Genomic DNA, 14766 nt, shown 5'->3' with positions numbered 1-14766 from the left:
CTGATGTTTTCTAACGATGATTCCTCACCGAGATTAGGGTTGCATTCCACCTAAAGAAGGTTTCTTTTGCTCTTCTTCGGCATTTTTTTGCTCAGCTTGAGAAATCAAAGTTTTCAAGCCATTTTTATAATGGTCAGTGACTTTAGTAACCGCTTTATTGCTTTTTTCCTTTTGCACCTCGGTTTCCTTGCCATGTTTGACTTTCGTGAAGTCCTTCATGTCGTCTAAGCCGCTTTGGCAAGGGGCGCTTTGTAAAAAGGCATTGTAATTGGGGTGACTGACGTGGTGGCCAAATGGCGGTGTTTTACTTCGTTTAAGGTAAGCTTCGGGCTTAAAGCCTGAAGCCCCCATCACCTTGACATGCTCGGGATTAAATTTCATGCTGGGATCATTTTGGCCAATCGCCATCATGGCCAGCCAAAGCCCTTCAGCCTCGGCTCTATCGTAAGCGGTTAAATAAATGGGTCTGTCTGCAGTCGGTTTCCCATGATTCTTCAAAGCTTGCATCGCCATGCTCATGTAAGTCGTTTGTTTCCCCGCCGCATCATTCGGTAAATTGCCAAGGGTGATCGTATAATCGGAGGAGTATTCTACCCGCCCGCTCTTATTCACACTGGATTTAGACGGTTGGACTTCCTCGATAAACGTACCCACCGCACCTGCATTGCCATGGCGAACGCTGTGGTATCTTAAATGGCCATTGGGAATAGGGGTTGCCGTTTCAAACCGGCGTGCTGCAACTCCACCATGAAGTGTGGCAGGGCGTGGGTTGATGACGTCTCCAGTCCCTGTTCTCAGCAACTCGGCTTTCTTGGTTACGGGGTGATCACTGAAGGTTGAACTGAAGGATTTGAAACGAATGTCCCCACCCTTTTCAACTTGTTCAAGCGTATTTAATATACCGTTTTGCAAAAGCGGATTGCTGTGCCCCGGATTTCCATGCAATAGAGTTTGTATTTCTTCATAGCGCTTAAGCTCTTCAGCTGCAGCATTTCTCCTGGTCTCTAACTCCTGTCGGTACTCTCGAATGCGGCTTTTTCGGTTTTCAAAAGCGGGATTGGCGCCAAATGCCCTAGTCATTTCCTGCTCAGTGGGTAAAGTCCTTATTTGCTCATCCAGGAGGGCCAATTCATTTTGAAAAAATGTAACCAGGGTACTGGAAGCTTTATCCAGCTCACGATAACGGGGAAGCATATCCCTGGCGTTTTGGCGGGCAGAGGATTGGAAAGAGGGATTAAACCAGTCAATGGCTGAGGTGTTTGCCAAGGCCGCCAACTCAGAGTGTATGGCTTTGTCTTTATCCACGATCTGGCGATGCAAATCTTCATATGCCTTGCGATCGAGGCCCTGCTGTTTGGTTAAATCCATCATTTCAGCATAGACACCTTGAGGCCTGGTATCGAGGAATGTAGTTTTCAGAACGGCTGCTTTCGCATGGCTGTAAACGCCTGAATTGACTTGATTTTTTAGTTGCTGCTCACTAAATATTTCACCCGCTTGGCCTGTGATTAGGCCAGGAATAGCCTTAAGCTTGGTGATGAACTCATCCGGATTGGCGGCTTCTTTAAACGCTTTAACGGCTGCAGCAATGTCAGCATTTGGAAACACGGCCTTTTTGTTTAAAGACATTAAAAATTCAAGAATAGCTTTTTCGCCAGCCGATTGCGAAGCGCCGTATTGTATCTCCAGTTGCTGGTTATGCTGTTTCTGCTGATGCAGTGAACCTTGCGGCTGGCCAGCTACATTTGACCCAACTGGGTTAAATCCTAAAGTTCCATAAAGGGCATCCTCAGGCAAGCCTGCAATTTGGGCTATAGCTTTAACAGTGGGTTCATAATTTCCAGCATTACCGGTGAAGTCAGCCGTCGCCGTAGTTAAAATGTATTGGTTAATCCTGGCCACTTTATCGCTGTCAAGGGTGATTTTCGGGCGGGAAGTAGGGAAGGTGAGACTGCCGATGACCTCAGCCAGCTTGGGGTTTGCTATTCCAGAGGCGAGGGCTAATTGGTTGTTTTCGTCCTCTAAGGCCGCCATGGAAGAAGCGGAAACCTGATTATTACCTAAAACTTGCTGTATGGCCTCAGGGCTAAGCGCAGCCATTAAGCTTCTTAGAATGGCCGGTTTTGCCATTAAAGTTTGTTGCTTATCCGCGGGCAGTTGCGCAATGACTGCCATTAGGGCTGGGCGATCCTCAAAAGTGGATGCGTTACCAAGCCCCTTTTGAATGACTTTGGTGCAGGCAGCGGCCTGAATCTTCTTCATAACATCGGCATTCACCCAATCTTGTGAGGTGATGCCGATGGCGGTTAATTTGTCCTTGAAGGTGGTCAAATCTTTTGCCTCAGCCAAGGCTTTTAAATTTTGTAAAGGCTGATCACCAGGATAATTTCGAACCAGATTTTCAACCAGGTTAACCTGGAAGGCTTGTGTTTCGGCAGTGGTTAACTGGGCTAGAACCCCTGCGACATTCACCCCGTTTGAGTTTGGGAGAGCATTGGCGCCATTAATCCCTGAAGGTGCAGCAATTTGGGTTAAATCATTAATTTTGCCAACATAGCCATTAAAATTAGGCCCAGCCAAATCTATGTCTTTTGTTGAGCGTAAAACCGCTTCCAGAGAAGCGAGTGCTTTTAGCCGGTTAGCAATGCCAGTGCCTGTTCCGGTGATTAAAGCCTGCACACTGGGAGAAGCCCCAGGAACACCCAGTAAAGCACCGGTGGCATCCTGGAGGTTTTGGGCTGTCCCCGGGGCTGCCATAAGCACCAGATTGGCATCTGAAACAACTCCTGGTTTGCCCAGTTCATTTTTAGCCAAGGTATCAAGGGCTAATTGCTGCAGTGCTGCGGCATTGGTTTTTAAATATTGCTGTTCTTCAGCAGTGGCTGTGTTTGGTGCAATCAACTGATTGTATTTGCCAATGAAATCAATGCCGTTGTTCGCATTTGCGTCGGCGAGAACGAATTCTTTTAATTGCGTAGCATTCTGGGCAGCAATCAAGTGTTTACGTATGGATGCAATTGCAGTTATGCCTTTTAAAGCCGTTTGGCCAGTAAAGGCCGTGCGAAAGGGTTGGTTGGCTGCGTAGCCCAAGCTGTTCTGCGTGGCTAACACTTGTTGCAATTCATTATGGTTGCTGACTCTACTGAGTGCATCAAGGGCGTCTAAATCCGTTACTGAGCCTAGTTTCAGTTTTAGCGCTTGTGACGCTGCAGCGAGCTTAATATTAGCCAAATTGGCATCAGTGAGCGCTTGATCAACATAAGCGCCACCAATTCGAACATCTGCCCGAATGAACCCTCTTGCTGTACCACTGTCTTGCGCGGCGGCCATGCCCTCCAGCAAAGCAACATCAGCACTTCGCTCCAATTCCGCTTTGAGATAGCGAGCGCCTAAAATTCCTTTGATGGCTGCTATTCCTTCATCATTAAGCCCAGGACCTGGGATACCTGGAATGAAACGCGCCAAGTTGTGGTTAAAGTTCGGGGCACGTTGCTCATTTAAGGTAGCATTAAGATTGGCAGCGATAATGTCTTCATCTGATTTTGCAGCAATTGCGAGGGCATAAGCTTTTTTAGTCGCTGCACGAGCCACATCATTGAGACGGGCACTGCTCATGGCGTCAATGCCCGCATCAGCACCCGCTATGGGCGGATCAAACAGGTTTTTTACCGCAGCCCTGAAATTCGCATCATTGCCGACCGAGTTCAATAGGGCACTTAATTTAGCCGGATCAGTGGTGGCCTCAATGCGTTTAAGCAACAACTCTTTCTGGGCTGCTTCTTTGATGCGATTCATGCTGGCGTTGGTTAACACATCCTCATTGTCATTGGCCCAGCCAGGAAATTGTGAAAATTCACCAAACGCTGAATTAGCCCCTGTCTGGCCGGCAATGACAGTGCGCATGGCACTTGAACTCGCAGCGGCATCAATGATGTCTTTAAGGACTTGTTCGCTTGCATTACTCAACCCGAGCAAAACCCGTAGTTCAGCGGCTTTTTTACGCAGGGAATTAAAATCCTGATTGGCACCAGCATTCCATCCTAGGAAATTATTGTCGTCGTCTCGCTGATCTGCACGAATATTAACTCCATTTGCTTGCCAATAGGCGCGATTGTCCAAAACAGCTTTTCTAAAATCGACTTGATGCTGAACGCTACCGGCCAAATTGCGGGTATCAATCGCCAACATGTCATTTAAGGCCTTGATGTAGGCAGGATCTTGAGGATTTGGAGGATTGCCTAATGCCTGCGCGAGTTGCGGATTTTGAGCCATCTAAAAATACTCCCTTAAGGGTCTAATAAATTTATTTTAAACCTTATTTATTAAGTATTCCTTAAAGTTTGCATAATTTTTGCAGGAAGTAAGCCAAATCGCCAAAATTCCACAATCGTGAGGAGGCCAAAGATGAGGACGAAAACATTGAGCTTTGTTCTTTTACTGATGCCCCCCTGATTTGCGCCCAAGGATGCATCATTGGCGGTAAACCCGATACCCCCCGCTATGTGTGTGTGGATGGCCGTTCGCTTTGCCAATCGCCAAGCGGTCTAATTTGGCAAGCCAAACGGGGCTGTTTTATGAGTAAGATTCCTTGTTGTGCCTATGAGGCCACTCATTATGCCTTCTCATCCAACCCTGCCCGTGTTTATTATCAATATAAAAAATGCAAGGAAGGTTATGCATTTCATTGGGGCGAGATGCAAACTCATTGATTTAACTGTAGTTATAACTCACAGTTAAAAGGATTGCAGCCAAAAGCCAGATGATAAGGCTCGTGATAAATGGGTAACGGAAAGGTTCAAAGGTTTGTTTTTTCATCCAAAAATCAAGGGCCAGAACAGGTACGGTGCTGAGCATCCAAAGCAGTAATACCTCAGCAACTCCTATTCCCTGCATGAAAGGAAATAGCTTTGACAAATAGGCTGCCGCCTGGTGCAGCAACCATTTTGTTATGAGTAAACCCCAGGAAATCCAATACTCGTAATAAACAACGAGGGCAGAAGCAAAAATTAAGGGCAGCAGTAATTTCATGCCCGGAATATTGAATAATTTTTTAAAACCACGGGCAAATTCAGCAGAGAACATCACCACAATGGCACAGCCTAAAACCACCAGGGCGATGGTTAGTAACATATCTCCTAGCTCCTGTCTTCCAATGCTTCCCAACGGGCATACAGTTCAGCTAAATTTTCTTCATCAACCGCCAATTGCTGGTTGCATTCGGCTATGGTTTTGGCATCTTGCTGATAGAAGTCTGAGCTCGCCATTTTTTCTTGCAATTCCGCAATTTTTTGTTCCAAATGCTCTATTTTTGCGGGCAGTTGTAATAACTCGCGCTGTTCGTTGAAACTCAGCTTCGTTGTGTTTTTCGATTTTTTGGCAATGGATCTGGTGCTTTGCTCCCGCTGCTGCTGTTGCTTTTTTTGCAAACGGTAATCGTCATAACCCCCTACGTATTCATTGAACTGGCCTTCCCCTTCATACACGAGGACGCTGGTCACCACATTGTTGATGAACACCCTGTCATGGCTGATGAGCAATAAAGTGCCCTGATATTCCATCAGCATGTTTTCAAGCAGCTCCAGGGTTTCAATGTCCAAATCATTGGTTGGCTCATCCATCACCAGTAAATTAACGGGTTTGGCAAATAATTTGGCCAAAAGCAGCCGGTTCCGCTCGCCCCCAGAAAGGGTGGAAACGATTTGGTTCAGACGCTCAGAGGGGAACAGAAAATCACGCAAATAAGAAGCGACATGTTTTTGTTTGCCATTGATGAAGACGTGGTCGGCACCGTCTGCCACATTGGCCATTACCGTTTGATTTTCATTTAAAGTACGCCGCAGCTGGTCAAAGTAGGCAATTTCCAATTGCGTTCCTCGCCGGATCTCACCTGAATCGGGAGTTAATTCCCCAAGCAGCAGGCGTATCAATGTGGTTTTGCCGCAACCGTTAGGGCCGATAACACCTACTTTATCGCCTCTCATGAGAAGCAGGGAAAACTGGCGGAGCAAAGTTTTGTCGTTCACGCTGTAATTGACGTCCTTGGCTTCAATCACCAAGGCGCCCGAGCGCGACACCTCAAGATCCAAAGCTTTCACCTTGCCTTGCTGTTCTCGTCTGGCTTTATGTTGTTCACGCATTGCTTTTAAGGCACGGACACGGCCCTCGTTACGGGTTCTTCTGGCCTTAATTCCTGTACGAATCCAAACCTCTTCGTCAGCCAATCGTTTGTCAAACAAAGCATTTTCTTTTTCTTCGGCTAAACGTAGGGCTTCTCGACGATCAAGAAACGTTTCGTAATCGCAGTCATAATTCTGTAGCTTGCCTCGATCGATCTCAACGATGCGATTGGCAACCTGGCTTAAAAATTCACGATCGTGGGTAACAAGCAATAAGCTGCCAGTATAGGATTTTAAATAGGACTCAAGCCACTCAATGGCATTCAGATCCAAATGGTTCGTAGGCTCATCCAGCAACAATAAATCAGGGGAAGCAATCAAGGCGGCAGCAAGCAGTGCCCTTCGTTTCATGCCGCCTGACAATTGATCCATTTCAGCGTTCGAGTCAACCCCAAGCCGGCTGGCCATCATTTCCACTCTTGGGAGGATATCCCAGGCATGATGGTAATCCATTTGCTGTTGGCAATGAGCCAAACCTTTAAGGTCATTTACCTTCGTAAGCCTGTGGAACTCTGCCAACAGCTCACCCACCTCACCCAGACTTTTTACCAGAAAATGATAGACACTTTCCTTCGCTGTTACTGGTACTTCCTGGGTCAGTCCAGCCACTCGCAATCCGCTAATGCGATTAATTTGCCCTTTGTCAGCGACCAACTGTCCTTGCAGCAAACGCAGTAAGGTGGATTTGCCAGCGCCGTTTCGGCCAACCAGGGCAATTCGGTCGTGCGGCTGAATTTGCCAATCGACATTTTCTAGTAATTGATGGCCGGCAAGATTTAAACTGACGCCATGAAAAGAAACAATACTCATAACAGATCAAGAACACCAAAATAAACGAAAGTAGGGTTAAAGATAGTGCATAAACCCTTGGGAATAGCCACTAACTTCACCTCGATTAAGAAATCACTTAGCCGGTAAAACCATTATGCCGTCTACTTCGACTTGCGCTCCACGAGGCAAGGCACTGACACCAATTGCGGCCCGAGCAGGAAAAGGTTCTGCAAAATAACGGGTCATTGCTTCATTAACCAATGGGAAATGACTCAAATCGGTTAAATAAACCGTAAGTTTGGCAATATTGGCCAAGCTTCCACCAGCCGCTTCACAGACCGCAGTTAAATTATCGAATACCTGGTTAATTTGCATGCGAACTTCATCGCTGCACAATTGCATGGTTTTTGGGTCAAGTGGTATTTGTCCTGACAAATACACGGTATTTCCACAACGAATGGCCTGGCTGTATGTTCCAATGGCAGCGGGTGCCAAATCACTTTGAATCGCTTGCATCAATTATTCTCCTGCTTTTGACGATAAAGGCGCATCACAACTTTGTTTGCGCGTAAACGACGCATTACCCGTGCAAGATGAGTTCGGTCACGCACACTGATTGAAAAAGTAACCGCATTATGCCGACCGTCGCGTGGATCCACATTAATATTTCCAATATTCGATTCCGCCTCGGAAATCGCTGTGGCCAGGGCGGCAAGCACCCCTCTTTGGTTCGCCACTTCGACGGTAATATCAACCCAATATTCACCTTGCACCTGCTCATCCCAGCGTAAGGAAATTAATTGATCGGGATTACCTCGCCCCTGATTGATATTGGGGCAATCACTGGCGTGAACAATTATTCCCCGTCCTTGCTGGAATCGACCCACAATACTATCACCAGGTATTGGTTGGCAACAATCCGCAAAATGAACAACCATGCCCTCGGTTCCCTTAATCGCCAAAGGACGGCTTTTACTATTTTTATCCAACTCAGGGGTTTCCTGACTCATGATCAAGCGCTTGGCAATCACCATCGGCATCTGATTACCAATGCCAATGGCATAGAGTAACTCGTCAGCAGATTTGTAATTTAAATCATGCAGCAAGGCTTGTAAGGTTTCTGGAGGCACTTTGGCGTAATCACTGGATAGCTCTGCCAAGGATTGCTCCAGTAGACGCTTGCCAAGGACAATGGATTCCGCGTGCTGTTGGCTTTTTAAGAAATGACGGATATTGCTGCGTGCTTTACCTGTCACGACGAAATTGAGCCAGGCTGGATTAGGATGAGCCCCTGGGGCGGTGATGATTTCAACCGTTTGGCCATTGGTCAAGGGAATACTTAATGGCACTAGACGCCGGTTTACTTTGGCAGCAACGCAACTATTGCCAACGCCGGAATGAACGGTATAGGCAAAATCCACAGGCGTAGCACCTTTCGGCAATTCCATAATATGCCCTTTGGGGGTAAATACATACACTTCATCGGGGAAGAGATCAATTTTGACGTTTTCAATAAATTCCAGGGAATTGCCAGTGCTTCGTTGCATTTCAAGCAAACGTTGCACCCATTCACGGGCACGAAGCTGTGCCTCATTGACTTCAAGGCCTGCGGATTTATAAATCCAATGCGCCGCTACCCCATTTTCAGCCACTTTATCCATGTCACGCGTTCTGATTTGGACTTCCAGTGGAACACCAAAAGGGCCAAATAAGGTGGTGTGGAGAGACTGATAACCGTTGGCTTTCGGTATGCCGATGTAATCTTTAAAACGTTGCGGCACGGGTTTATAGGTGCGGTGTAGGGCACCCAAAACGCGATAACAGGAATCAATGTCTTCTGTGATCACCCGGAATGCGAACACATCGGTAATTTCAGCAAAAGACGCTTTCTTTTGCTTCATCTTACGATAAATACTGTATAAATGTTTTTGACGGCCAAAAACATGCTCGTATGGGATATTGAGTTGTTCTAAAGCTTGCTCCAAATCCTGTTCGATCTTTTGCGTGAGTTCGCGGCGGTTACCGCGGGATTTTTCAACAGCGGATTTAATGGCACGATAGCGCATAGGATATAAAGCCTGAAAACCTAAATCCTCAAGGCCGGTGTAAATAGCATGCATACCCAAACGATTGGCAATGGGGGCATAAATCTCCAAAGTCTCAATGGCTATTCGTCGTCGTTTAACAGCTGGCATTGCACCTAAAGTTTTCATATTGTGGTATCGGTCAGCCAGTTTCACGATGATCACACGAATATCCTTGACCATGGCGAGAACCATTTTGCGAAAATTCTCAGCTTGCGCTTCTGCACGCGACTCAAATTTAATTTTGGTTAATTTAGTCACTCCATCGACGAGTGCGGTCACGTCTTCACCAAATTGTTGGACTAAATCTTCTTTGCTGATGGAGGTGTCTTCGACCACATCATGCAACAAGGTGGCCATAATCGTCTGATAATCCAGGCGCATGCGGGCTAAAATGAGGGCAGCAGCAACCGGATGCGTGATGTAGGGTTCCCCGGAACGACGCATCTGACCGCGATGTGCTTTTTCAGCCACTAAATAGGCTTGGTAACATTTTTCAATAAGCGGTTGTTCGAGGTAGCACTTAAGCTCTTCGTCCAACTCCTTAAAGTAGCTCACGCAATACTCCTGTCCCCTTACTACCGCTCAATGTATAGGGCTCAAAAGCCCGTGGCAGAACACTCTGGATTGCTGTTGTGCAATTAAGTCTTTTCAGACATGCAACGGTAACGGAAGTTAAGACGCTGAAAGCTACAACTCATCTTCCTCAAACCCTGCCAATCAGAGTATTCAAACTTATGCTTTTAATCTTTATCCAAAATATCCGGTTTGATTAGACCCGCAGCTATTTCCCGCAATGCCACGACGGTTGGCTTATCGTTTTCCCAATCGACCATTGGCTGTTCACCACGTACAGCGATTTCTCGAGCACGTTTGGTCGCCACCATCACGAGCTCAAAGCGATTTGCTACATGCTCCAAGCAATCTTCCACCGTTACACGTGCCATAAAATCTACCCTCCAGAAACGAATACATTGTTGCCAACAATAGTAAGGGGCACATTAATTCACGGTAACAATATTTTCTTTTACCTTATTAATATTAATATAGCTAAAGAAAATCAAAGTCTTGAAATTAATATGACCCAAAATTAATCTATTTTACTGCGATGAGAGCAGGAATGAAAGTAGTTTTCCTTGTTGTTGTTCCTGCCGTTGTATTTTCAAGCGATTTGCGATGACAATGGCCTGCAATTCAAGAGCTGCTTTATCAAAATCGTCATTGACTATCAGGTAGTCAAACTCGGAATAATGGCTTAATTCATCTTGCGCTTTCTTCATTCGATCGCGAATAACGTTTTCATTATCTTGACGCCTGTTGAGCAGGCGTTGCTTTAGAGTTTCAAGGGAAGGCGGCACAATAAAAACCGAAATCGAGTCTGGGAAAATCCGCCGGATTTGTTGTGCCCCTTGCCAATCAATGTCCAATACCACATCAATACCTGCCTGTAAGCGATCACTGATTTGGGCAACGGAAGTGCCGTAGTAATGGTTAAATACTTTAGCGTGTTCAACAAATGCATTCTCGCTAACCATTTTCAAGAATTCTGATTCATTGATAAAAAAATAATCCACACCATCCCGTTCGGCAGGACGCATGCTTCTTGTTGTATGGGAAACTGAAACAACAATTTTATCAAGACTACCTACCAGTTTTTTAACCAAACTGGTTTTTCCTCCCCCAGAGGGAGCTGCAACGATAATTAAATTGCCCGTGTAGCAGCCAGTCATACGCTTTACTCGATGTTTTGAATTTGCTCTCTCATTTGCTCAATGAGAACCTTCATTTCAATAGCTCTTTGCGTTAATGCAATATCATCTGATTTGGAACTTAAGGTATTCGCCTCGCGATTTAGTTCCTGCATTAAAAAATCAAGGCGCCTTCCAGATGCTTCCTTACTATTCAGGGCATTAGCCACTTCTTTAACGTGTATAGCAAGGCGGTCCAGTTCTTCTGCAACATCAGCCCGCGCTATCAGTAATGCCAACTCTTGTTCGAGCCTGGCGTTATCTACCTCCAGGTTCAGACTGTTTAAACGAGTTATTAATTTATCCCGTCTAAATTCTCCGCCTGCAGCGGCTTGCTGGATGCTGTTTTTGATTTCGTCATTTAATTTACTTAAACGAAGTTTAATTTGTTCCCTTAGTGCCTCACCCTCAGCCTTTCTTGCAGCGACCAATTGAGCCAAAGCCTGCTCAAAACACGTTTCTACATCCTCACTTAAGCTTTCGGCATTGGGTTTATTAAACTCAATCACCCCAGGCCAGGTTAGAATGCTTGCTAAGGACAAGTCATTAGCCAAGGTGTGGGTGCTTGCTAACTGATGACCTGTATCAAGCAAATCCTTGACCAACTTTTCATTTATTAACAACGACTCTTGTGAATGGCTGGACGGTTGAAACTTCAATTGACATTCTAATTTACCACGACTGACTTTATCACGCATGATTAAGCGCAAAGACGGTTCTAAAAACCGAAACGATTCCGGGAGTCGAAAAGAAACATCTAAATAACGATGATTTACGGATTTAATTTCCCAGCAGAAAATACCCTCTTTGATCTGTCGCTCTACTCGAGCAAAAGCAGTCATACTGTGAGTCATAACTTGTCGTAATTGGTCAACGTGGGCGCGACTATATACTAAATTTGTACAAACTCAAAATCTGCGCTGCTTCTTTCAGGAAGCTACATACAGTTGAGAACTGACATATACTAGGTATGCCCAGGTGCATAGTGGCAATGAAAGGTTTATACTTGCTCATTTTATCGAAGGATTAATTATGCGTCCCAGTAACCGTGAACCCAATCAACTACGTCCTATAAAAATTACTCGCAACTACACTCAACATGCTGAAGGTTCAGTCCTGGTTGAGTTTGGTCAAACTCGAGTGCTTTGCAACGCTTCGGTAATCGATGGAGTGCCTCGATTCCTTAAAGGAAAAAATCAAGGCTGGGTAACTGCCGAGTACGGCATGTTGCCAAGGGCAACACACAGCCGCACGGAAAGAGAGGCCAGCCGAGGAAAACAAGGTGGACGTACACTTGAAATTCAGCGTTTAATTGGCCGCTCCTTGAGAACCTGTGTGGATTTAAAAATTTTAGGCGAAAACACCATTACCCTCGATTGTGATGTGATTCAAGCCGATGGTGGAACTCGAACCGCTGCCATTACCGGTGCCTGTATAGCACTCAAAGACGCTGTAACCTGGATGGTTAGTCGGGAAAAATTAAGAAAAATGCCCGTGTTTAATTACGTTGCAGCCGTTTCGGTAGGGATTTATCGTGGTCAGCCAGTATTGGATCTTGATTACGCCGAAGACGTTTTGGCTGAAACGGACATGAATGTCGTCATGAATGAAGAAGGTCATTTTATAGAAGTCCAGGGGACTGCTGAGGATAAAAGCTTCACCCGCGAGCAGTTAGACAGCATGCTGTCACTGGCACAAGGTGGCATAATCCAATTGATTGAAATGCAAAAAACAGCTTAAGTTAGGTGAATGGTTGTCATCCAACTTAAGAATGATGACAACCATTTCTGGATAAAGCATGACTGACATCAGTGACAACATCCAAAATCTAAGATTTATTATAAATGCAGCTGCAAAAAAATATCAGCGCGATCCCCGGAATATTACTCTCCTGGCAGTCAGCAAAGGCCAGACCATTATGGCCATCGAAAAAGCCTATCAGGCTGGAATTAGGGAGTTCGGTGAAAATCGGTATCAAGAAGCCATGCAGAAAATGGAGACATTAAAGTCCCTGGATATACACTGGCATTTTCTTGGCCCCATTCAAAGCAATAAAGCAAAAGGCATTGCGCGACATTTTAATTGGGTCCATAGTTTAAGCCGGATTGACATTGCAGAATTATTAAATGGACACCGCCCTCAAGAATTAGGGCCATTATATGTTTGTCTGCAAATTAATTTAGACAATGAGGCCAATAAGTCGGGTATTCCTTATGAGAAAGCCTCTGCTTTGGCACAAGAAATTCGTTGCTTGCCCAACCTCAGGTTAAGAGGGCTAATGGCTATCCCGAAGCCGCTTGCTGAGGAAAATCAGCAGTACGACAGTCTATTGCGTCTTAAAAATCTGTTCACCCAGCTCAACGCGGATTTAAATTTAGAGATGGATACCCTGTCCATGGGGATGAGCAATGATTTTGTAGCAGCCATTCACGCAGGGAGCACCATAGTCCGTGTGGGCCGCGCCCTTTTTGGCGAGCGTGAGCTAAATCAGCAGGGTCATTAATATGAAAATCAGTTTCATTGGCTATGGCAACCTGGCAAAAGCCATGGCGCACCGCTTACAACAAGGAGCCAATTACCAGCTATTTGCCTCCGCACCTTCCTTGCAGGAAGGCAAGCACTCCGATGGCATTAGCACCACTTCCGATAATGAGAAAATAATTCAGGATGCAAACGTCATTATTCTGGCAGTGAAACCGGCTAAAGTCGCCGAAGTCTTAAATAAGATAGGTCGAAAACTGCCTGCGAACAGTTTATTGATATCCGTGGCTGCAGGTATAACCATGGCCACTTTGCAAAAATATTGCAATGAAAATCAAGCCATAATTCGCAGCATGCCCAACACCCCAGTAGCCCTTGGTTTAGGAGCAATCCCGCTTTTTGCCAACCTGAAAGTAAATCAGGCACAAAAGCAGCTGGCAGAACAACTATTTACTGAGTTGGGACTTATACATTGGGCAGCTAGCGACCACGAAATTAACAGGTTTACAGCACTTTCAGGCAGCGGACCAGCTTATGTGTTTTTGTTCATGGAAGCGATGATTCAAGCGAGCCAAACCTTAGGCTTGGATGCGGAAATTGCAAAAACCTTCACAACACAAACTGTAAAAGGTGCATTGGCTTTAGCTGAGGAATCCCCTTTAAGCTTTACTGAACTAAGAGAAAAGGTCACTTCCGCAAAAGGCACAACTGCAGCAGCTCTTGAAGTATTAATGAACAACCATTTTAGTGCTTTAATTAAAACAGCAATGCAAGCTGCCTATGAGCGAGCAAACGAATTATCTCAATAGTAAATTCCTTGCCAATATACTGAAGTCATTCCTTTTTTTTTGCCGTATTAGCCCTATAATACATTCATTGATGTTTGGAGAAAATTATGTCCGGTTTGCTTACCGTGGGTTATTTTTTAGTTAGTTTATTTTTTAGCTTGCTGTTATTTGCATTATGGATAAGAGTAGCCCTGCGTTATTTTAGGGTAAGCTTACTGCACCCTGTGGGCCATCTTATCTACGGCTTGACGAATCCCATTGTCCAACCTTTAGAACGTTTGGTTTATCGGGGAAAACCAGTGGTAAAACAATACGACTGGGTCACATTGGGGCTTATTTTTATTGTTGAATTGCTGCAATTTTTTATTATCGGGTTAATTTTTCACGGAATCCTGTTGCCCTTCACCTACTTAGTGATTTTTGCTCTGGCCGATTCTGTAATTCAGCTGTGCAATTTATTATTTTATATTATTCTTATCCGCGTAGTCATGAGCTGGGTAAACCCTGCCTGGCAACATCCTGCTTTAGACATTATGAAACTCATTACTGATCCTTTGCTGGATTTGGGGCGACGCATCATACCTGATATTTCAGGCTTTGACTTTTCTCCGTTTATTATCATGATCCTGCTAAAGGTCATCGCCTTGTTCATGGAAGCCTCTTTGCCATTTCGCATCTAGCAATCGGCAAATTTCCATCAGTGGAGCTATACTTGAAG

13 protein-coding genes are annotated in these 14766 nt (G+C 45.3%); 5 read left to right on the top strand and 8 right to left on the bottom strand.

Annotated features, from left to right (window positions below; genetic code table 11):
• Positions 1–33: 33 nt before the first annotated feature.
• Positions 34–4272: a hypothetical protein gene (locus EL203_RS03065; RefSeq protein ID WP_058470568.1), complete on the bottom strand. Its 4239-nt coding sequence runs from the start codon at positions 4270–4272 to the stop codon at positions 34–36.
• Positions 4273–4574: 302 nt separating this feature from the next.
• Between EL203_RS03065 and EL203_RS14655 the strand changes: the two genes are divergently transcribed.
• Positions 4575–4709 carry a hypothetical protein gene (locus EL203_RS14655; RefSeq protein WP_269471746.1) on the top strand — a complete coding sequence of 45 codons (135 nt, stop codon included), beginning with the start codon at positions 4575–4577 and terminating at the stop codon, positions 4707–4709.
• Between the two features lies 1 nt (position 4710).
• Here EL203_RS14655 and EL203_RS03055 read toward each other — a convergent pair whose 3' ends face one another.
• The 7 genes from EL203_RS03055 to EL203_RS03025 all read right to left on the bottom strand — a co-directional run bounded on the left by EL203_RS03055 (position 4711) and on the right by EL203_RS03025 (position 11633).
• Positions 4711–5130, bottom strand: a complete 420-nt coding sequence (locus tag EL203_RS03055; RefSeq protein ID WP_058470570.1) for a hypothetical protein — start codon at positions 5128–5130, stop codon at positions 4711–4713.
• Between the two features lie 5 nt (positions 5131–5135).
• Positions 5136–6986, bottom strand: a complete 1851-nt coding sequence (locus EL203_RS03050) for an ATP-binding cassette domain-containing protein (RefSeq protein WP_058470571.1) — start codon at positions 6984–6986, stop codon at positions 5136–5138.
• 93 nt (positions 6987–7079) lie between these two features.
• Positions 7080–7463 carry a RidA family protein gene (locus EL203_RS03045; protein WP_058470572.1) on the bottom strand — a complete coding sequence of 128 codons (384 nt, stop codon included), beginning with the start codon at positions 7461–7463 and terminating at the stop codon, positions 7080–7082.
• A complete protein-coding gene (spoT, locus tag EL203_RS03040; RefSeq protein ID WP_058470573.1) occupies positions 7463–9589 on the bottom strand; it encodes a bifunctional GTP diphosphokinase/guanosine-3',5'-bis pyrophosphate 3'-pyrophosphohydrolase in 2127 nt (708 codons plus the stop codon). Before spoT ends, EL203_RS03045 begins: the two co-directional genes overlap by 1 nt.
• Before the next feature lie 185 nt (positions 9590–9774).
• Positions 9775–9978 (bottom strand): DNA-directed RNA polymerase subunit omega, encoded by a 204-nt coding sequence (gene rpoZ / locus EL203_RS03035; RefSeq protein ID WP_058470574.1) that lies wholly within the window; start codon positions 9976–9978, stop codon positions 9775–9777.
• 153 nt (positions 9979–10131) lie between these two features.
• Complete coding sequence (gene gmk / locus EL203_RS03030) at positions 10132–10761, bottom strand: guanylate kinase (RefSeq protein ID WP_058470575.1); 630 nt, start codon at positions 10759–10761, stop codon at positions 10132–10134.
• A 5-nt stretch (positions 10762–10766) separates the two neighbouring features.
• Positions 10767–11633: a YicC/YloC family endoribonuclease gene (locus EL203_RS03025; RefSeq protein WP_058470576.1), complete on the bottom strand. Its 867-nt coding sequence runs from the start codon at positions 11631–11633 to the stop codon at positions 10767–10769.
• A 178-nt stretch (positions 11634–11811) separates the two neighbouring features.
• On the opposite strand from EL203_RS03025, the gene rph reads away from it, so the two are divergent.
• From rph to EL203_RS03005, 4 genes are all read left to right on the top strand, one after another.
• Complete coding sequence (gene rph / locus EL203_RS03020) at positions 11812–12519, top strand: ribonuclease PH (protein WP_058470577.1); 708 nt, start codon at positions 11812–11814, stop codon at positions 12517–12519.
• A gap of 58 nt (positions 12520–12577) precedes the next feature.
• Positions 12578–13282 carry a YggS family pyridoxal phosphate-dependent enzyme gene (locus EL203_RS03015; protein WP_058470578.1) on the top strand — a complete coding sequence of 235 codons (705 nt, stop codon included), beginning with the start codon at positions 12578–12580 and terminating at the stop codon, positions 13280–13282.
• Position 13283: 1 nt separating this feature from the next.
• The gene (gene proC, locus EL203_RS03010) at positions 13284–14069 is read left to right on the top strand and encodes a pyrroline-5-carboxylate reductase (RefSeq protein ID WP_058470579.1); all 786 of its coding nucleotides are present in this window, start codon (positions 13284–13286) and stop codon (positions 14067–14069) included.
• Positions 14070–14155: 86 nt separating this feature from the next.
• Complete coding sequence (locus EL203_RS03005; protein ID WP_058470580.1) at positions 14156–14728, top strand: YggT family protein; 573 nt, start codon at positions 14156–14158, stop codon at positions 14726–14728.
• Positions 14729–14766: the final 38 nt, after the last annotated feature.

The organism is Legionella jordanis, from assembly GCF_900637635.1.
Lineage (GTDB): Bacteria > Pseudomonadota > Gammaproteobacteria > Legionellales > Legionellaceae > Tatlockia > Tatlockia jordanis.
The sequence above is the reverse complement of the archived record's forward strand: the minus strand, read 5'-3'. Positions and strand labels throughout refer to the sequence as shown.

Coding starts and splice junctions, on each gene's coding strand:
- EL203_RS03045 (WP_058470572.1), bottom strand. CDS start 7,463: ATGCAAGCGATTCAAAGTGATTTGGCACCCGCTGCCATTGGAACATAC.
- EL203_RS03015 (WP_058470578.1), top strand. CDS start 12,578: ATGACTGACATCAGTGACAACATCCAAAATCTAAGATTTATTATAAAT.
- EL203_RS03025 (WP_058470576.1), bottom strand. CDS start 11,633: ATGACTCACAGTATGACTGCTTTTGCTCGAGTAGAGCGACAGATCAAA.
- proC (WP_058470579.1), top strand. CDS start 13,284: ATGAAAATCAGTTTCATTGGCTATGGCAACCTGGCAAAAGCCATGGCG.
- rph (WP_058470577.1), top strand. CDS start 11,812: ATGCGTCCCAGTAACCGTGAACCCAATCAACTACGTCCTATAAAAATT.
- rpoZ (WP_058470574.1), bottom strand. CDS start 9,978: ATGGCACGTGTAACGGTGGAAGATTGCTTGGAGCATGTAGCAAATCGC.
- EL203_RS03065 (WP_058470568.1), bottom strand. CDS start 4,272: ATGGCTCAAAATCCGCAACTCGCGCAGGCATTAGGCAATCCTCCAAAT.
- EL203_RS03055 (WP_058470570.1), bottom strand. CDS start 5,130: ATGTTACTAACCATCGCCCTGGTGGTTTTAGGCTGTGCCATTGTGGTG.
- EL203_RS03050 (WP_058470571.1), bottom strand. CDS start 6,986: ATGAGTATTGTTTCTTTTCATGGCGTCAGTTTAAATCTTGCCGGCCAT.
- gmk (WP_058470575.1), bottom strand. CDS start 10,761: ATGACTGGCTGCTACACGGGCAATTTAATTATCGTTGCAGCTCCCTCT.
- EL203_RS14655 (WP_269471746.1), top strand. CDS start 4,575: ATGAGTAAGATTCCTTGTTGTGCCTATGAGGCCACTCATTATGCCTTC.
- EL203_RS03005 (WP_058470580.1), top strand. CDS start 14,156: ATGTCCGGTTTGCTTACCGTGGGTTATTTTTTAGTTAGTTTATTTTTT.